The sequence below is a fragment of the Vreelandella venusta genome, from assembly GCF_015689495.1.
Lineage (GTDB): Bacteria > Pseudomonadota > Gammaproteobacteria > Pseudomonadales > Halomonadaceae > Vreelandella > Vreelandella venusta.
On sequence record NZ_CP065135.1, the window covers coordinates 2,381,267 to 2,400,117 of the forward strand.

At 51.9% G+C, this 18,851-nt stretch carries 14 protein-coding genes, 1 tRNA gene and 1 other RNA gene; 11 read left to right on the plus strand and 5 right to left on the minus strand.

Annotation, left to right across the window (positions count from 1 at the left end; genetic code table 11):
• Position 1: 1 nt before the first annotated feature.
• The 5 genes from IR195_RS11510 to IR195_RS11530 all read right to left on the minus strand — a co-directional run bounded on the left by IR195_RS11510 (position 2) and on the right by IR195_RS11530 (position 3,678).
• Entirely contained in the window at positions 2-514 is a 513-nt protein-coding gene (locus IR195_RS11510; RefSeq protein WP_206047595.1) for a TRAP transporter small permease, read from the minus strand.
• Between the two features lie 61 nt (positions 515-575).
• Positions 576-1,550 (minus strand): TRAP transporter substrate-binding protein, encoded by a 975-nt coding sequence (locus IR195_RS11515; RefSeq protein ID WP_241006709.1) that lies wholly within the window; start codon positions 1,548-1,550, stop codon positions 576-578.
• Between the two features lie 863 nt (positions 1,551-2,413).
• An RNA gene (gene ffs / locus IR195_RS11520) (signal recognition particle sRNA small type) lies at positions 2,414-2,510 on the minus strand.
• Positions 2,511-2,565: 55 nt separating this feature from the next.
• Positions 2,566-2,642 (minus strand) — tRNA-Met (locus IR195_RS11525).
• Between the two features lie 103 nt (positions 2,643-2,745).
• Positions 2,746-3,678, minus strand: coding sequence for a choline ABC transporter substrate-binding protein (locus IR195_RS11530; RefSeq protein ID WP_206047597.1), 933 nt, complete (start codon positions 3,676-3,678; stop codon positions 2,746-2,748).
• Positions 3,679-3,882: 204 nt separating this feature from the next.
• On the opposite strand from IR195_RS11530, the gene betI reads away from it, so the two are divergent.
• The 11 genes from betI to IR195_RS11585 all read left to right on the plus strand — a co-directional run bounded on the left by betI (position 3,883) and on the right by IR195_RS11585 (position 18,805).
• Positions 3,883-4,506, plus strand: a complete 624-nt coding sequence (gene betI, locus IR195_RS11535) for a transcriptional regulator BetI (protein ID WP_186808824.1) — start codon at positions 3,883-3,885, stop codon at positions 4,504-4,506.
• A gap of 10 nt (positions 4,507-4,516) precedes the next feature.
• Positions 4,517-5,986 carry a betaine-aldehyde dehydrogenase gene (betB, locus tag IR195_RS11540; protein ID WP_206047598.1) on the plus strand — a complete coding sequence of 490 codons (1,470 nt, stop codon included), beginning with the start codon at positions 4,517-4,519 and terminating at the stop codon, positions 5,984-5,986.
• Between the two features lie 99 nt (positions 5,987-6,085).
• Positions 6,086-7,762, plus strand: coding sequence for a choline dehydrogenase (gene betA / locus IR195_RS11545; protein WP_206047599.1), 1,677 nt, complete (start codon positions 6,086-6,088; stop codon positions 7,760-7,762).
• A gap of 197 nt (positions 7,763-7,959) precedes the next feature.
• Positions 7,960-10,446 carry an acyl-CoA dehydrogenase gene (locus IR195_RS11550; protein WP_206047600.1) on the plus strand — a complete coding sequence of 829 codons (2,487 nt, stop codon included), beginning with the start codon at positions 7,960-7,962 and terminating at the stop codon, positions 10,444-10,446.
• Between the two features lie 441 nt (positions 10,447-10,887).
• Complete coding sequence (locus IR195_RS11555; RefSeq protein WP_206047601.1) at positions 10,888-11,985, plus strand: ABC transporter ATP-binding protein; 1,098 nt, start codon at positions 10,888-10,890, stop codon at positions 11,983-11,985.
• On the plus strand, positions 11,978-13,075 hold the full coding sequence (locus IR195_RS11560; RefSeq protein ID WP_206047602.1) for an ABC transporter ATP-binding protein: 1,098 nt from the start codon (positions 11,978-11,980) through the stop codon (positions 13,073-13,075). Before IR195_RS11555 ends, IR195_RS11560 begins: the two co-directional genes overlap by 8 nt.
• The gene (locus IR195_RS11565; RefSeq protein WP_206047603.1) at positions 13,072-13,959 is read left to right on the plus strand and encodes a carbohydrate ABC transporter permease; all 888 of its coding nucleotides are present in this window, start codon (positions 13,072-13,074) and stop codon (positions 13,957-13,959) included. The genes IR195_RS11560 and IR195_RS11565 overlap by 4 nt, the downstream gene beginning before the upstream one ends.
• A gap of 1 nt (position 13,960) precedes the next feature.
• On the plus strand, positions 13,961-14,857 hold the full coding sequence (locus IR195_RS11570; RefSeq protein WP_206047604.1) for a carbohydrate ABC transporter permease: 897 nt from the start codon (positions 13,961-13,963) through the stop codon (positions 14,855-14,857).
• A 15-nt stretch (positions 14,858-14,872) separates the two neighbouring features.
• A complete protein-coding gene (locus tag IR195_RS11575; protein ID WP_206047605.1) occupies positions 14,873-15,145 on the plus strand; it encodes a DUF2160 domain-containing protein in 273 nt (90 codons plus the stop codon).
• A 93-nt stretch (positions 15,146-15,238) separates the two neighbouring features.
• The gene (locus IR195_RS11580; protein WP_206047606.1) at positions 15,239-16,978 is read left to right on the plus strand and encodes an ABC transporter substrate-binding protein; all 1,740 of its coding nucleotides are present in this window, start codon (positions 15,239-15,241) and stop codon (positions 16,976-16,978) included.
• A 168-nt stretch (positions 16,979-17,146) separates the two neighbouring features.
• Positions 17,147-18,805, plus strand: a complete 1,659-nt coding sequence (locus IR195_RS11585) for a glycerol-3-phosphate dehydrogenase/oxidase (RefSeq protein WP_125748624.1) — start codon at positions 17,147-17,149, stop codon at positions 18,803-18,805.
• Positions 18,806-18,851 lie beyond the last annotated feature (46 nt).

Below are 18,851 nucleotides of genomic sequence, written 5' to 3' on the forward strand. Positions count from 1 at the left end.
ATCAGTTCACCCCCTGTTTAGGCTGATAGTGAACATTGAGTGCCTCATCAAGCAACAGCCCTAGGCTATTGATCATGATAACCACGCCCCCTGCGGGAATGGCCATATAAGGCCACATCATAGAAACTCGAGTACTGGGAGCAGTCTGGCTGGCAACCCGATCTGTAAGATCGTAACCGTGTTTAATCAAGATAAAGGCGAAGAGAGCGGAACACAGGATGATCGCAATTCGCAGTAGGCGCGCCAGTTTTTTTCCGGCGTGTTCCAATAAGATATCCACGGAGATTAGTGTGCCCTTACGATAGGCATACCCAGCTCCGAGGAAAGTCAACCAGAGCATGGAAAAACGGGCTATTTCATCTGAGAAGAACAGAGGACTGCCCACGACAAAACGGGCAAAAACCTGCCAAAAGATAAGCACCGTCATCACTAACAACAACCCGGCCAATATCCAGCCGATCAGGCGATTAAACTCATCTATGGCTTTGTGGGCCAGTAGTAAATAAGACTTCATGGCTGCCTCACGCATCGGAAAAGCGCCCGCAGGTGCTATTCTGCCTACGGACGTTTTGGGCTCAGTAATCGTAATTGACGGCAGCGTCGACCAGATCCTCACCGACAGTGGGAGACCACTCTTCAAGGACAGGTTTGACCGCTTCGCGGAACGGGGCAAGGTCAGGATGGGTCACGGTCATACCCAACTCTTCAAGCTGCCCGAGGTAACGTTGCTCTAGCTCCTGGCTGGCCTCACGCTGTACCGGCAGAGCAATCTGGGCCGCTTCCATGATGATCGCCTGATCTTCTTCGCTAAAGGAATTGAACAGATCCAGTCCCATCATCAGTGGCGCTGGCGAATAGACGTGTTGTGTCATGTTCAGGTAGTCCTGAACTTCATAGAAATTAACGTCATAGATGGTAGCCAGGGGGTTTTCCTGACTGTCCATAACACCCTGCTGAAGGGCTGTGTAAACCTCGGTCCAGGCCATCGGCGTCGCGTTCGCGCCAAGCGCTTCCCAAGTATCTACCTGGACGCGGCTTTCCTGTGTGCGGTGGTTAATACCTTCAAGATCGCTCGGTTTCTCGATCGGACGCACCGAATTAGTATTGTGACGGAAACCGTTTTCCATCCACGCCAGGAACTTCACGTTCATGTCTTCCTCGGCCAACCGGGCGAGTTCCTCGCCATGTTCGCTGTCTAGAAAGGCATAGGCATGCTCGTGGTTTTCGAAAACGTAGGGTAAGTCAAAGAGCATGAATTCATCGACGAAGCCCCCCATCGGACCAGTAGAGGAAATGCCAGCATCGATGATCCCAAAGCCCATGCCTTCAACGACTTCACGTTCGGCACCCAATGCATTGTCGTAGTGGGGTTCAATGGTTAGCCTGCCATCTGAGAGGCGCTCAAGCTCTTCTCCAAACTTAAGAACCCCAATTCCCTGCTGTGAATCAGGACCGAGCGGTAAGCTCACATTGATAACACGCTCAGTTTCTGCAAAAGCATGGGGAGAGTTGGCCAAAGCGATGGCGGCGGCTAAAGATGCGAGTGGCAAAAAAGGTTTCATGAAGCACTCCTAATCATGATCCAGCAATAAAGCTGAGTATTTTGTCGTTGTAGCCTCTACTTAATTAATACGGGCTTCACAACTGAGTTTTTGTGCTGAAGCTAAAGCCCAGAATTAGTTTTAGAACAAATTGCATACGTATGCAATTTTGACCACAAGTTACAACTCACAATCTTTACTCATCTATCTGATTATAAATAAAATATACTTTAGTATTAGATATGAATACGTAGTCATTTTTTTATATACAAAGAAACGTCAGTCAGTGCCATGAGTGATATCTACAGGTTTAAACGGTCACTCAAGATCCCAAGACTGCAAGACACGGCACTGCTTGCTGCAGTCGAACTCGATGCACTCAAATACGTGACGCCTTTGGGCACTAGAGGAGAGTTAAAGATCATGAGCATTACTAGGTAACGCCAGCCTTCACTCGTCGCCAACTTGGTGGCATCACCACCCTCTATTGATTGAGAACCGAGACGAGAGCGTGAAGTGTTGCTCAAATTAACGCGCAGATCCGGTGACATCAGCAGTGGATGGCGAGAGTTTTTAGTGGCTTTGAACTCACAGGCTGCTCTAGGGCGCAAGTCTAGCCCCACTCTGATCGATAATGTCTTGCGCTGACAGTGCTTTGGTGAGATCCCCTTCCCAGGCAGTGTTGCCAAACCTAGTGGCACCACAAACAGCATCGATTACTTTGCACATATGCTGAAGACTGGAAGTCTGAAAATGCAGAAGGACAAAGACGCACTTAACTCAAGTAGGCTATGCCACTAGGGAAAGCTATAAATGTCAAAGCTAGAACAATTTATGCCATTTTGGAGGAGAAACACTAGAAATGGAGGCGGCCCCAAAAGCCACATCCCGGCACACGCAGCCACCACTACCGTTGCTCCCTTCCGGGCCTGGCGGGGTTTGCAGTTTAGCGTTGCGGGAGGACCTAAGGGGCCACCATAACGGTACACTTTGATGTCTTTAGGTAAGTGTACTAATGCTGATGTGGTGGCTACGCCCTGATTTGAACAGGGGACCCCATCATTATGAGTGATGTGCTCTAACCAGCTGAGCTACGTAGCCTTTCCCTCATCAACGGGTGCAGATTATGCCTATCTTAACTATGAAAGGCAAGCCAAAAACGACTTGCCCATCATTCAATTGCCCTATTACTTATCTAGTGTGCTTATAAGGCTGCTTGGACTGCTGGCAGTGCTTCTTCACCTGCTCGAGTAGTCACCCCTTCTAGCCATGCTGCTAGCACATCATCGTTTTCATTGAGGTAACTACGCGCTGCCTCTCGAGGGTCTACCCCATCGTCCATAATGGCGCTCATCAATTGGTTTTCCATTTCCAGGGTGAACGTCATATTCTTTAGCAATTCACCGATATTAGGACATGCTTCCACAAACCCTGCCCGAGTATTGGTATGCACGGTTGCGCCCCCCAGGTTGGGACCAAAATAGTCGCCAGCATCAGATAAATACGCCATATCAAAATTAGTATTCATTGGATGCGGTTCCCAGCCTAAAAACACCATCCATTTCTCATTGGGCACCCTCGCGCGCAGTTCAGCCAGCATCCCCGCCTCGCTCGAATCGACGACTTGCCAATCACCTAGCCCATAGGCGTTATCATCAATCATTTGCTCAATCAGCTCGTTACCATCATTACCAGCTTCAATGCCGTGTAAACGCTGCTCAAACTGATCAGCATGCTCTGCCAAATCATTAACAGAGGTCACGCCCGCATCATAGACATACTGGGGCACTGCCAGGGTGTACTTGGCTCCCTCAAGGTTGACCACTAAGCGCTCAACTTCGCCGCGCTCCACATAAGGATCGCTGATGGAGGCCATCGACGGCATCCAGTTGCCTAAGAAAACGTCAAAATCATTATTACTCATGCCCGCATAAGCAATCGGTACCGAGACAGTATCGACGCGCGTTTCGTAACCAAGCGCTTCCAATACCTCACTGGCCAGTGCTGTCGTTGCCGTGATGTCAGTCCAGCCCACTTCAGCAAAGCGAACACTACTGCACTCATTGGAATAGGCAGCTGCCGGTAAGCAGGCAGTCAGCAGCAATGTACTTAGGCTTCGTATATATGTCCGGTTCATATTGATCTTCTCCATTATCGGTTTTGTATGAGTACGCCCTGTATGCAACATTCGTAAAGAGCAGCTGTAAAAGTGAGAAAACAGCGCAGACTTTTATTGATTGAACGTTCAATAAAAAAATGCCATCATGATCAGGTAATCATGCCTACTCCTAGTTTTCAAGGACAGGAGCCAATGGGCATTCAACGTCAGTAGGAGATAGCTGTGCCTAAGGTGGGAATGGAACCGATACGCCGCCAGCAGTTAATTAAGGCTACCATGGCGGCCATTGATGAAGTTGGTTTAGCAGAAGCAACCGTCATGCGAATCGCCCGTCATGCTGGCGTTTCGGCGGGCATTATTAGTCACTACTTTGGCGGCAAGGATGGCCTGCTGGAAGCAACAATGCGGCAGATCTTGACCGATCTTAGTGAGGCCGTTGCAGCACGCCGCCGTGCGTTAGAAGACGACTCCCCCCGGGCGCACATTGGCGCCATCATCGAAGGTAACTTTGATCGCACCCAGGTTACCGGCCCCGCCGCTAAAACATGGCTCGCCTTTTGGGCTAGCAGCATGCACAAGCCCGTGCTTCAGCGGCTGCAAAATGTCAACGATCGCCGCCTTTACGCCAATTTATGTCATCAATTCCAGCGCGTCATGCCCCGCGCAGACGCCCGCAATGCCGCCCGCGGTTTGGCCGCGATGATTGATGGTCTATGGCTGCGTGGCGCACTGACACCAGAAGGGCTCGACGCCGCTGAAGCGCGACATCTTGCGCACACCTATCTCGACCAACTGCTTATTCATCATGGGTGTCAGAACCGTGCATCCACTGCAGAGACACAGTAAGGAGACCAACATGGCCGCTCAAGACATTCAGCCACTTTATATTGATGGTCGCCCGGTAGACGCCACTTCAGGCGAGACATTTACCGTTTCAAACCCCTACGATGGCAGCCTGCTTGCTACGATTGGCCAGGCAAGCCAAGCTGATGTTGATAGCGCTGTCGAAGCCGCCCAACGCGGACAGCGTCAATGGGCTTCGATGACGGGCATGGAACGCTCACGCGTTCTGCTGCGCGCTGTTGCACTGTTAAGAGAACGCAACGATGAGCTTGCCGAGCTGGAAACTCACAATACCGGCAAGCCTATTAGCGAAACCGCCAGTGTCGATATTGTGACGGGTGCCGATGCCTTGGAGTATTACGCAGGCCTTGCCCCCGCTATCGAAGGCAGCCAGATTCCGCTGCGCGACAGCTCCTTTGTGTATACCCGTCGCGAGCCACTCGGTGTCATTGGTGCCATTGGCGCCTGGAACTACCCCATTCAAATCGCCTGCTGGAAAGCCGCACCTGCGTTGGCAGCGGGTAACGCTATTGTCTTCAAACCTAGTGAAGTAACACCGCTAACCGCTATCAAGCTGGCTGAAATCTTCACTGAAGCAGGCCTACCTAACGGTGTATTCAATGTCGTTCAAGGCGATGGCCGCGTTGGCGCGATGCTGACTGAGCACCCAGGTATCGCCAAGGTATCGTTTACTGGCGAAGTCGGCACGGGCAAAAAAGTAATGGCCGCTGCGGGTGGCTCTACGCTGAAAGATGTCACCATGGAACTAGGCGGTAAATCTCCGCTGATCGTGTTTGCCGATGCTGATTTAGATCGTGCCGCCGATGCCGCTATGATGGCCAACTTCTACTCCAGCGGCCAGATTTGCACCAACGGCACTCGCGTGTTCGTGGAGCGCAGCGTCAAAGATGCCTTTGAGGCGAAGCTGGTTGAGCGCGTTCAGCGTATCAAAGCGGGTAACCCGATGGACCCAAGCGTTAACTTCGGCCCGCTAGTAAGTTTTGAACATCAGCAAAAAGTGCTTTCCTATATTGCCTTGGGTAAAGAGCAAGGCGCGCGAGTATTGGCAGGTGGCGATGCGTGGAATAGCGGCGATTGGGCGAAAGGTGCCTGGGCAGCCCCCACCATCTTCACCGATTGCACTGACGATATGCGCATCGTAAGAGAAGAGATTTTTGGCCCAGTGATGTCCGTACTCGCCTTTGAAGACGAAGACGATGTTATTCGTCGCGCCAATGACACCAAGTACGGCCTGGCGGCGGGTGTGTTCAGTGAAAGCTTAAGCCGTGCTCACCGGGTTATTCATCAGCTGGAAGCTGGCATTTGCTGGATCAACACCTGGGGCGAGTCACCTTCTGAAATGCCGGTAGGTGGCTACAAAGAGTCAGGCATCGGCCGCGAGAACGGTGTCGAGACGCTCAATCACTACACCCAGACCAAGTCGATACAGATCGAGATGGGGCCATTTGAGTCGGTGTTTTAGGCGAAGTAATGGATGTTCCCGGTAGGTATATCGAAGAGAAACATCCCTTTTATACCTACCGGCTAATTCCCCATCATTCGGCTCTTCCAAGGTAAAAGCATGTCTCAACCACGCGAATTTGATTACATCATTATCGGTGCAGGCTCGGCCGGCAATGTACTGGCTACCCGCCTCACCGAAGACAGTGACGTCAGCGTTTTGCTGCTTGAAGCAGGCGGCCCTGATTATCGTTTCGATTTTCGCACCCAAATGCCCGCCGCGCTGGCCTACCCGCTACAAGGCAAACGCTATAACTGGGCATTTGAAACTGACCCCGAACCCTATATGGATGGCCGCCGTATGGAGTGCGGCCGGGGCAAAGGCCTGGGCGGCTCTTCACTGATCAACGGCATGTGCTATATCCGCGGCAACGCTCTGGATTACGATAACTGGGCCAAGCAACCCGGCTTGGAAGAGTGGGATTACCTCAGTTGCCTGCCCTATTTCAAAAAATGCGAAACCCGCGATATTGGCCCTAATGATTACCACGGCGGCGACGGCCCGGTTAGCGTGACCACGCCGAAAGCTGGCAATAACCCGCTTTACCGCACATTTATCGAAGCGGGGAAGCAAGCGGGCTACCCTGAAACCGAGGATGTTAACGGCTACCAGCAAGAGGGCTTTGGCCCCATGGACCGCTTCGTCACACCCAAGGGGCGCCGTGCGTCGACTGCACGCGGCTACCTGGACACTGCCAAGCAGCGCAGCAACCTGACCATTGAAACCTACGCAGTCACCGATGTGATTGAATTTGACGGCAAACGTGCCGTTGGCGTGCGTTACGAGCAGAAAGGTCAGCCACACGAGGCCCGCGCTCGCCGGGAAGTACTGTTGTGTGGCGGAGCCATTGCCTCACCACAGATTCTTCAGCGCTCTGGCGTAGGCAACCCCGAATGGCTTCGGGAGTTAGGCATTTCAGTCGTCCATGAGCTACCCGGCGTAGGCGAGAATCTCCAGGACCACCTTGAGATGTACATTCAGTACGAATGCAAAGAGCCTATTTCGCTGTATCCGGCGCTGAAATGGTACAACCAGCCGAAAATTGGTGCCGAGTGGTTATTTAAAGGCACTGGCGTCGGCGCCAGCAACCAGTTTGAATCCTGCGGTTTTATTCGTAGCAATGATGCGGAAGAGTGGCCAAACCTGCAGTACCACTTCCTGCCCATCGCGATCAGTTATAACGGTAAAAGCGCCGTCCAAGCACATGGCTTCCAGGCCCACGTTGGCTCGATGCGTTCGGAAAGCCGCGGACGAATTCGCTTAACCTCGAAAGACCCACACGCGGCACCTAGCATCTTGTTTAACTACATGGCCAAAGAGAAAGATTGGCAAGAGTTCCGCGATGCGATTCGCTTAACCCGCGACATCATCGCGCAACCAGCGTTTGATAAGTACCGTGGCCGTGAAATTTCCCCTGGCCCTAGCGTACAAAGTGATGAAGAACTCGATAACTTCGTCAAGCAACACGCTGAAACGGCTTACCACCCGTGTGGCAGTTGCCGCATGGGCGAAGGTGAGATGGCAGTGACCGATAGCCAAGGCCGCGTACATGGGCTCGAAGGCCTACGAGTCGTCGACGCCTCGCTGTTCCCGGTGATCCCTACCGGCAACCTAAACGCGCCGACTATTATGCTGGCGGAGAAAATTGCTGATCGCATCCGTGGACGTGAACCTTTGTCACCTGCCAAGGTGGATTATTACGTCGCTCACGACACACCCGCTAAACAGGCTTCGTAACGCACTGACACTGTATGCAACACGCTAAACGCCATGGCTATTCGCCATGGCGTTTTTTTATGGCCTATTTACGCTACAGTAAAGAGACTATAGCGAATGTATAAGAGTGAAATGCTTGCACTGATATAGGTGACTCTGACAATATTCAAACATACGTTTAAATACGTCCACAATTAACCACCCACGGAGAAACATCCATGCTCACCTTACTACTCATTGTGCTTGCCGTTGCAGGCTTGCTAGTGGTGATGCGCCGCGAAGCAGGTGCTACGCCAGCACTCGCCCTGCTTGGCGTACTGGGCTTAGTAGGCTTAGTGCTTGGCGCAAGCGTTATTGGCACGCTGCTATTGATTGCGGCTGCCGCCGTTGCCATTGCTGGTCTACCCGTATTACGCAGCAAGTGGCTGACGCCGCGCATTTTCGCCACCTTCAAAAAGGTAGCGCCGAAAGTGTCCGATACCGAGCGCACGGCATTAGAAGCGGGCAGCGTCTCCTGGGATGGCGAGCTCTTCTCTGGCAAACCTCAATGGGAGTCATTACTTAACTATAAAGACGACGGGCTGAGCGAGGCAGAACAAGCATTTTTGGATAATCAGTGTGCAAAAGCAGCAGGCATGTGTAACGCCTGGGATATCGCCCAAGAACGCGCTGACCTACCCCAACAGCTTTGGGATTATCTAAAGAAAGAAGGCTTCTTCGGCATGATTATTCCGAAGGAGTACGGCGGCCTCGGATTCTCAGCTAAAGCCCAGTCCATGGTACTGCAGAAGCTCTCCGCCAATGAGACGCTGATGGTCACCGTTGGCGTACCAAACTCACTCGGCCCAGGCGAACTGCTGCTTAAATACGGCACTCAACAACAGAAAGACCACTACTTGCCCCGTCTTGCTGATGGTCGCGAAATCCCCTGCTTCGGCCTAACCGGCCCGCGTGCTGGCTCTGATGCCACGTCGTTACCGGATACAGGCGTTGTCTGTAAGCAAGTTATCAATGGCGAAGAAGTGCTTGGTTTACGCCTTAACTTCGAAAAACGCTGGATTACCCTGGCTCCCATTGCCACCGTGGTAGGCCTAGCCTTCCGTCTTTTCGATCCAGAAAGATTGCTCGGTGACGAAGAAGACCGCGGTATCACCCTTGCACTCGTTCCCCGGGACACTCAGGGCATGGATATCGGTCGCCGTCACCATCCTATCGGCAGCCCGTTTATGAACGGTCCGATTAAAGGTAACGACGTATTTGTGCCGCTGGATACCATTATTGGTGGCCCAGACATGATCGGCCAAGGCTGGCGCATGCTGGTCGAGTGCCTCTCGATTGGACGTTGCATTACCTTGCCTTCTGGTGCGACCGGTACCGCCCGCTACGCGCTAGGCTGGAGCGGTGGTTTTACCCGCGTACGTCGTCAGTTCAACGTACCCGTCGCTGAAATGGAAGGCGTACAGGAGCCGTTAGCACGCATGGCCTCGCTGGCTTACATCTCTGCTGCTACGGTTTACCAAACCGCTAACCTGATCGACCATGGCGAAAAACCCGCCGTTCCTTCAGCCATCTTGAAGAGCCAACTAACCGAGTTCCAGCGTGTGCTGCTTAGCGACGCAATGGATGTTCACGGTGGTAAAGCCGTTACCCTTGGTCCACGCAACTACCTGGGCATTGGCTACAGTGCTAATCCGGTGGCCATCACCGTGGAAGGCGCCAACATTATGACTCGCAACCTGATGATCTTTGGTCAAGGTGCGATTCGCTGCCATCCCTATGTACTGGACGAGCTAGCCGCTAAAGATGCCAACGACGTTAAAGCTTTCGACAAAGCCTTCTTTGGCCACGCAGGGTTGATTTTCGGCAATGCTGCTCGTGCCTTTACGCTTGGGTTTGGCCTGGGCAAAGCAAATGTACCTTTTAGTGGCCCTGCGGCTATCTACGCTCAGGATATTGCACGCATTTCAGCAGGCTTTGGCCTATGTGCCGACGCCGCCATGGCCAGCCTTGGCTCTGAACTCAAGAAGCGCGAAATGCTCTCAGCACGCTTGGGTGATGTTTTGTCTAATCTGTATCTAGCTTCCATGGTACTGAAACAGTGGCACACCGGTGACCAAGTAGAGGGTGAAGAAGCGCTGCTGCACTACAGCCTGAGGTTCCTGCTAAACCGTACCGAACAGGCGTTCGTTGAAATTTTCGATAACCTACCGAACCGCGCGCTAGGCAAAGTATTGAAAGTCGTTGTAATGCCAACCGGCCGCCGCTGGAATAAACCGCATGACGACTTGGCTCGCGATATCGCACAGCGCGTATCCACACATAGTGCCCTGCGCAGCAAGCTACTTTCCAATACCTGGGATAAAGATGATGGCGCAGAGTCTAACCCGCTGGCGCGCTATAACGCGCTGCTGGTGGATTATGACCGCGCCGAAACGCTCTATCGCACGGTGAACAAAGCCTATGCCAAAGGTGAGCTGCCACAAACGGCACTACACCCTGAAGCACGCATTGAGGCCGCACTGGACAAAGGCATTATCCAAGAAGACGACGCGCAGTTTATGCGCACTTTCGAGGCGGAAGTACTCGAGATGTTAACGGTTGATGACTTCGCCTATGACGCGTTTGCCAATGATAAATCGACCTTGATTAATCACAATGCAGCGCCTGTGGCCGCGCCGCAGCAAGAAGAAACCAGCGTTAAGTAGTTCTATCTCGCTTTAACTAGCCCTGTAACCGGCCTCTCCAGGCCGGTTTTTTTGCGCATTTTCAAAAACGAAACAAACGAACATTCATATATCTCAATCATCGGCTGCCTTGCTGCTCGGAACGCCCCGTTTTACTGCCAATCTCTCACAAAAACAGCGGCCATTAGATACTCTTAATCGCAGAAGCAGCAAAGATGTACGCCTAAAAGCGAATACCAACAGCTACAAAAGTCGTTGCAAGTTCGCAAATGATCAACTAGCCTTTCGTTATTGAAAATAAAGTGAATAAAAATCCGCTTGATGGTTGACTGACAATAAAGTGCAAACAGCCCAGGCTAACATCTCGAATAAGTGAGTATTGCTTCACTTTTATCAATAGCGATCAACGCAACACCTCTACCAATAACATCAATCTATAACAATGACGTTAGCGAGATCGGCATGTCCTTACATCTGCAAAATATCGACCACATTGTCGGTGGTGAATCCCACATCAGTGGGGTGAACCTCGAGCTGGAGCCGGGTTCCTTCAATGTGCTGCTAGGGCGAACCCTGGCAGGTAAAACAACGCTCATGCGATTAATGGCGGGGTTGGAGCAACCTACCCGGGGGCGAATCTACATGGATGGCAAGGATGTCACGGGCGTATCCGTCCGCAAACGCAATGTCTCCATGGTCTATCAGCAGTTCATTAATTACCCAAGTCTTAACGTTTACGACAATATCGCGTCGCCACTGAAATTGGCTAAGGCATCCAAGCAGGAAATCGACAAGCGTGTGCGCGAAACTGCCGCCATGCTGGGGATTGACCACTTACTGGACCGCTTGCCGCTTGAGCTTTCAGGCGGGCAACAGCAGCGTACCGCCATGGGCCGCGCTTTGGTTAAGGATGCGGACCTGATCCTGTTTGATGAACCGTTGGTCAATCTTGACTACAAACTGCGTGAAGCACTACGCGATGAACTTCGCGGGCTATTTAAGGCGCGAAACTGCATTGCCGTTTATGCCACCACCGAGCCCAACGAAGCGCTAGCGTTAGGCGGCAACACTGCCGTATTGCATGAAGGCAAGCTGCTGCAATATGGCCCAACCGAGCAAATTTATCGCGAACCTAACGGTATCCTGAGCGCTGAGATGTTTTCAGAACCGCCTATCAATATTGTGCCGGGACATCTTACTGCTAATGAAATCACCTTCGACCAGGATATCCATTTCCCCTGCGATGCGGCGCTGAGCAACCTACCTGCGGGAGCTTACCGCTTCGGAGTCCGTGCTTCTCACGTCAGCCTACAGCCGAATGCAGCGGATGATTTAGAGCTTGAAGTTGAAGTTGAAGTGGCTGAAATCAGCGGCTCGGAAACCTTCCTCCACGTGCGACACAGCTTGTTTCCTTTAGTACTCCATTTGCTTGGCATCCATACCCCTAAAGTCAATCAGCGCATAAAGATCTACTTCCCTACCCACAAGCTGTTTGTCTTCGATCAGCAGGGTTCTATTGTTCATACGCCGGAAACACGGGGAGTGAATCAGCATGGCTGAGATCATATTAAAGGCTCTCGCGCATACTTATAGCGCTAACCCGAAATCACCTGAAGATTACGCAATTCGCCAGATGGAACATATCTGGCACCAAGGCGGCGCTTATGCCCTCCTGGGGCCATCGGGGTGTGGCAAATCCACCCTGCTGAACATTATTTCCGGGCTGCTCGAACCTTCCGAAGGAGACGTGCTATTTGATGGCCAGCGTGTTAACGAACTACCGCCTGAGGAGCGCAACATCGCTCAGGTTTTTCAGTTCCCGGTGATTTACGACACCATGACGGTGTTTGATAACCTCGCCTTTCCATTGCGTAACATCAACATTCCAGGCCACCGCATCACGCCAAAGGTAGAGGAAGTTGCGGAGATTCTAGAGTTAACCCCTCTGCTAAAACGTAAAGCCAAAGGGCTAACCGCTGATGAGAAACAGAAGGTTTCAATGGGACGCGGCTTGGTGCGCGATGATGTCTCGGCAATTCTGTTTGACGAGCCGTTAACGGTTATCGATCCACAGCTCAAGTGGAAATTACGCCGCAAGCTGAAGGAGATTCACCAGCGCTTCAATATCACCATGATTTACGTCACCCATGACCAGTTGGAAGCGGCAACGTTTGCCGACAAAATCGCTGTGATGTATGAAGGTCAGGTGGTTCAGTTCGGCACTCCTCAAGAACTCTTTGAAACCCCCGCGCACACCTTTGTTGGCTATTTCATTGGCAGTCCCGGTATGAACATTCTGAATGTACGCCACCATGCGGGGGAAATCATCTTTGCTGATATACCGCTCCCCATACCGCAGGCGTTTGTTGACGCCATTGCCAATACCAACAGCTCGAATATAAAAATCGGCATTCGCCCCGAGTTTGTAACCGTGCATGCCAGCAAACGTGAAGGTGCCCTGCCCGCTCGCAAACGGCAGGTGCAAGATCTAGGCACCTATTCAATTGTTACCTTTGAGTTGGGTGGTCAGGCGTTTAAGGCACGCTTGCCGGAAGGTCATCCTGAATTCGGAGACGATATTTATCTCACCTTTGACCACGATCAGTTAGGGCTGTTTGTGGACGAATATCGGGTGGAGGTTACCGCATGAATAATAAAGTCTATAACAACCGCGCTTGGCTATTAGTGCTACCAATGTTAGTGCTCGTGGCATTTTCCGCCATCATCCCCTTAATGACAGTGGTCAACTACTCGGTACAGGACGTGCTAGGCCCCAACGCCAGCTTCTTTACCGGTACCGAGTGGTATCGCACTATGCTCAACGACTCGGAGCTGCAAGCGGCATTTGGTCGGCAAATACTGTTTTCATTGATTATTTTGGCTATCCAGATCCCGCTGGGGATAGGAATAGCGCTGATTATGCCAAAGCAGGGCTGGCAGGCGTCCGCCGTACTAATTCTGATTACCCTGCCCCTGCTCATTCCTTGGAACGTCGTTGGCAGTATCTGGCAGATCTTTACCCGTGGCGATATTGGGCTAATGGGCTGGGGGCTGCGCGAGCTAGGTATTAATTACAATATTACCCGTAATGCCGGTGACGCCTGGGCGACCATTATTTTAATGGATGTTTGGCACTGGACGCCGCTTGTCGCAATGCTTTGCTATAGCGGGCTGCGTTCTATTCCAGAAGCCTACTACCAAGCAGCAAGGATTGACCGTGCTTCTAAATGGGCAGTGTTTCGCTATATTCAGCTACCGAAGCTAACCAACGTTCTGGTCATCGCCGTACTGCTGCGCTTCATGCACTCCTTCATGATCTACGCCGAGCCCTTTGTGTTAACCGGAGGTGGGCCTGGCAGCTCAACCACCTTCCTAACCCAATCGCTTGCCACCATGGCTATCGGCCAGCAGGATCTAGGGCCTTCTGCCGCCTTCTCGATCATTTACTTCCTCGTCATTCTGCTAGTCAGCTGGGTGTTCTATACCACCATCATGCATCTGCAGAAAGACAAGAATTCACAGGGAGGCGCGTGAGATGTCTTATCAACTTGAAAACACCCAGCAGGGTGAAAAATACAACACTATTTTCAGTAAGGTGCCAGCAGCTGAGCGGCGCAAGCGCCACTCACGCTCTCGGCTGAGAAAGCGGCTTCTGCTTGGTACCTATATCGTGCTGCTGATACTGCCCCTTTATTGGCTGCTCAATATGTCGCTGCAGACTAACAGCGAAATTCTCGGGTCGATGACGCTGTGGCCGCAGAACCTGACCTTTGATAACTACATCGGCATCTTCACTAACCCAAGCTGGTACATGGGGTACGTCAACTCCATCATGTATGTGGTGATGAATATGATCATCACCATGTTAGTGGCACTTCCGGCCGCCTATGCCTTCAGTCGTTACAAGTTCATCGGTGATAAGCACTTGTTCTTCTGGCTACTAACCAACTTGATGGCGCCACCCGCGGTATTTTTGCTGCCCTACTTCCAGCTTTATTACTCGGTCGGCTTATTCGATACGCACATCGCCGTCGCGCTAGCTCACTGCCTATTCAATATTCCGCTGGCCATCTGGATTCTGGAAGGCTTTATGAGCAGCGTGCCTAAAGAAATTGACGAAACTGCCTATATCGACGGTTACAGCTTTCCCAAGTTTTTCATCAAAATCTTCATTCCCATGATCAGTTCTGGCATTGGCGTGGTGCTGTTCTTCCTGTTCATGTTTTCCTGGGTTGAACTGCTGCTGGCGCGCACTCTGACGTCTACAGACGCACAGCCAATCGGCATTATCATGACCAGGACCTCGACAGCATCAGGTATCGACTGGGGCACCCTCGCCGCCGCCGGTATGTTGACCATTGTTCCCGGCATTCTGGTGGTTTACTTCGTACGCAACCATATCGCCAAGGGCTTTGCCCTGGGCCGCACCTGAGTAGGAGGAAACCTCATGTCCTGGATGGTATGGACTTTACCAACGGCTATTTTCTTTTCTTCCATTGCGGCCATGCTCGCTGGCATGACGGTCTGGGAACTGCGCTCGCCAAGCATTGAAAGAAAGGGATTTTTGCCCATTAGTACCACCCGTGGTGATCGGCTGTTTATCGGCTTGCTGTCTGCCGCGTTTATTCACTTGGGTTTCATTGGGTTCACGTCACTTTCAATTTGGATTGCACTAGCACTTTCAGCGGTATGGCTGCTGGTGTTAATGCGCTGGGGTTAGCCAACAGTAATTCCAGGAAAACCCTGGCGTTAAGTACGGCAGTATCAAGGACGCTCAAGAGATCAGGGAAGAGCACAACAAAACGAGGTCAACATGCGCAACAACAAGTTCAAACTTACCACCCTCGCCGCCAGCCTCATGCTCGCATCGGGGACACTGATGGCCGACGACCACGATGCGCGGGCAATCGCAGAGCGCTTGGTCGACGAGCACTTCCAAAACTCTACCTTGAGTCGTGAAGAGCAAATCGAAGAACTGCTTTGGTTTGCAAAAGCAGCTGAGCCTTTCCGCGGCATGGACATTCAAACTGTCGCCGAAGGCTTGACCACACACGTGTATGAAAGCGAAGTGCTGGCAGAAGCGTTCAGTGAGCTAACAGGAATCAATATTACTCACAATATTATCGGTGAAGGCGACGTCGTCGATACGATGCAAAACCAAATGCAATCAGGTAATAGCATCTACGACGGTTTTGTAAATGACACCGACTCTATTGGCACGCACATTCGTTACGGCACCACCATTAACCTCACCGAGGCGATGGAAAACGAATGGGCTGACTACACTCTTCCTACGCTGGACCTAGACGATTTCATCGGCTTGCAGTACGGCACCGGCCCAGACGGCAGCCTCTATCAGCTCCCCACCCAGCAGTTCGCCAACCTCTACTGGTTCCGCTATGACTGGTTCCAGCGTGAAGACCTGCAGGCGCAGTTCCGTGAGATTTACGGCTATGACCTAGGCGTGCCCACCAACTGGACTGCCTATGAAGATATCGCCGAGTTCTTCAGTAAGCATGTTGGTGAAATCGACGGTACTACCGTTTATGGCCACATGGACTACGGCCGTCGTGATCCGTCGCTGGGCTGGCGTTTCCATGACTCCTGGCTCTCAATGGCCGGTATGGGTAGCCCGGGCGTGCCATCAGGCAATCCGGTCGACGACTGGGGCATTCGCGTTAACGAAGATAGTCAGCCGGTAGGTGCCAGCGTTAGTCGTGGCGGTGCAACCAACTCGCCAGCGTCTGTCTTTGCCATGCAAAAAGCCGTTGATTGGCTACGTGACTTCGCACCGCCTGAAGCACAGGGCATGACCTTTGGGGAAGCGGGTCCTGTGCCTGCTCAAGGTCATATTGCTCAGCAAATTTTCTGGTACACCGCCTTCACAGCAGACATGACCGACCCTGCGGTGGCTGTGACCGACGATGAAGGTAATCCACTTTGGCGTATGGCACCTTCCCCTACCGGCCCTTACTGGGAAGAAGGTATGAAAGTCGGCTATCAGGACGTAGGGGCATGGACGTTCTTTGACTCCACTCCAGAGGACCGCCGAACCGCCGCGTGGCTATTTGCCCAGTTTACGGTAGCCAAAACGACCTCTCTTGAAAAACTAATGGCTGGCCTAACGCCGATTCGTGAATCTGACATTTTCTCTGAGCAGATGACCGAAATGGCGCCCAAGCTTGGTGGTTTGGTCGAGTTCTACCGCAGCCCCAACGAATCCAACTGGACGCCTACCGGCACCAACGTACCCGATTATCCGCGTATGGCTCCGCTATGGTGGCAAAACCTAGCGCTGGTAATGAGTGGCGAAGTTACCCCTCAAGAGGGCTTGGATAAGCTGGCAGCAGATATGGATAACACCATGTACCGCTTAGCTCGCGCAAACGTCTTCGATAGCTACGCCCCGGCGCTTAACGAAGAGCGCGACCCGCAATACTGGCTGGATCAAGAAGGCTCACCTAAGCAAAAGCTTGATGATGAAATGCCGCAAGGAACGACCGTTCCTTACGATGAAATGATGGAAGCCTGGATGGAAGCGGGTACCCGCTAATCCAGTAAGGGCGGGCTTCGGCCCGCCCTATCAAGGCTCAAAACTAGGTTTCATCAGCGGCGAGCAAATAACAGCAGGGCTCGCTGGTCTACATAGGCTTATTGCTTTGTTGTCATGTTGAAACCGCTACCTAAACACGGGGCTTTTTCTTTGTTAATTGGAACCGCTATGAAACTGCGTAACCGGAATATCGAGAAATTGCACACTGACGACTTTGACGCATTAATCATCGGTGGCGGCATTAACGGCGCAGCAACAGCAGCCGCGCTTGCAGGCAAAGGTGCTAAAGTCGCCTTAATAGACCGCGGTGATTTTGCAGGAAGCACCAGTATGCACTCCTCCAACTTAGTTTGGGGAGGCATTAAGTATATGGAAAGCAAGGATTTTGCACTAGTACGCAAACTGTGCAAAAGCCGTAATCACTTGATTAAAAGTTACCCTTCTACCGTTCAGGAAATTCGCTTTCTTACTACTATCAGTAAAGGTTTCCGCCATTCACCCTGGTATTTATGGGCAGGCACCTGGCTCTACTGGCTAATGGGAAACGGGTTTACTAAGCGTCCCCGTCTACTATCTCCTAAGAACATTAAGCAAGAAGAACCCATTATTGATACTGCAGGCTCAGTCGGTGGGTTTGAATACTCAGACGCCTACTTACACGATAACGATGCCCGATTTGTATTTAATTTTGTGCGCCATTCGCTTAACTATGGGGCAATTGCAGCCAATTATGTTGAGTCGCTTGGTGCTGAGCGCGAAGGTCAGCATTGGGTAACGAAAGCACGCAATGTCATGGATGGCAGCACGTTCAATATCCGCTCCAAGGTATTAATTAATGCGGCTGGCCCCTGGGTAGACCAGCACAACGCACTTACCGGCGAGAAGACCACCCATCAACATCTTTACTCCAAAGGCATCCACCTGATTGTTCCGCAATTGACGGAAACTAAACGGGTACTGGCGTTTTTTGCCGACGATGGACGGCTATTTTTTGTCATTCCCATGGGGAATCGCACCTGTATCGGCACGACTGATACACATATGGAACATCCAGAGGTGGATGTTACCGCTGAAGATATTGAGTTTGTATTGGAAAATATCAATAAGCGCCTAACGTTAGAAAAGCCGCTTAGCCAAGACGACATTATCTCAACACGCTGCGGCGTTCGACCGCTGGCCATTAAAGCAGATCAGAGTGGCGGCGATCGCGATTTCCTCCAGCTGTCGCGTAAACATGTCATCGATACCAATGCGGATAGCGCGCATATTAGTATTTTCGGGGGCAAATTAACCGACTGCTTGAATGTCGGTGATGAAATCGCAGAAGAAGTGGTCCGCCTCGGTGTCAATCTCAGCGATATCAACTATCGTTGGTACGGCGAGCCGCCAGAGCCTGTTAAACAGCAGTTTATGGATCAAGCAAAACGGATGGATCTAGATGCGATGACCGCACCAACGTCTACCGAACCGCTCTCTTCCCGGTTGTGGCGACGTTATGCAGAGCAGGCCATGCAAATGCTAGAAAAGATTCGTCAAGACCCCGCAGAAGCCGAGATTCTCATTGAAGGTACCGAATATATTCGCTGCGAACTAGAGCATGCCCGAGACCACGAAATGATTACGCAGCTGGAGGACTTCCTGCGTCGAAGAGCCAAAGTGTCACTGGTTGTTCACCATGAACAGCTGCGCCACTCTAAGGGGCTGAAAGAAGCTTGTCGGGTCCTATTTGGAGACCAAGCGGAAGAGCGTTTTGCTACCTACTTTGCTGAAAATCGTGACACCTCGCAGCCCTTTGTAGCGCCAGTAGAGCCACAGAACACTCACTGATTAACCATCAACAAGATTAAAAAGCCGCTATCATCGATAGCGGCTT

Bases quoted from the DNA above. Each gene is read 5' to 3' on its own strand.
- IR195_RS11510 (WP_206047595.1), bottom strand. From the start codon at position 514: ATGAAGTCTTATTTACTACTGGCCCACAAAGCCATAGATGAGTTTAAT.
- IR195_RS11530 (WP_206047597.1), bottom strand. From the start codon at position 3,678: ATGAACCGGACATATATACGAAGCCTAAGTACATTGCTGCTGACTGCC.
- betB (WP_206047598.1), top strand. From the start codon at position 4,517: ATGGCCGCTCAAGACATTCAGCCACTTTATATTGATGGTCGCCCGGTA.
- betA (WP_206047599.1), top strand. From the start codon at position 6,086: ATGTCTCAACCACGCGAATTTGATTACATCATTATCGGTGCAGGCTCG.
- IR195_RS11550 (WP_206047600.1), top strand. From the start codon at position 7,960: ATGCTCACCTTACTACTCATTGTGCTTGCCGTTGCAGGCTTGCTAGTG.
- IR195_RS11555 (WP_206047601.1), top strand. From the start codon at position 10,888: ATGTCCTTACATCTGCAAAATATCGACCACATTGTCGGTGGTGAATCC.
- IR195_RS11560 (WP_206047602.1), top strand. From the start codon at position 11,978: ATGGCTGAGATCATATTAAAGGCTCTCGCGCATACTTATAGCGCTAAC.
- IR195_RS11565 (WP_206047603.1), top strand. From the start codon at position 13,072: ATGAATAATAAAGTCTATAACAACCGCGCTTGGCTATTAGTGCTACCA.
- IR195_RS11570 (WP_206047604.1), top strand. From the start codon at position 13,961: ATGTCTTATCAACTTGAAAACACCCAGCAGGGTGAAAAATACAACACT.
- IR195_RS11575 (WP_206047605.1), top strand. From the start codon at position 14,873: ATGTCCTGGATGGTATGGACTTTACCAACGGCTATTTTCTTTTCTTCC.
- IR195_RS11580 (WP_206047606.1), top strand. From the start codon at position 15,239: ATGCGCAACAACAAGTTCAAACTTACCACCCTCGCCGCCAGCCTCATG.
- IR195_RS11585 (WP_125748624.1), top strand. From the start codon at position 17,147: ATGAAACTGCGTAACCGGAATATCGAGAAATTGCACACTGACGACTTT.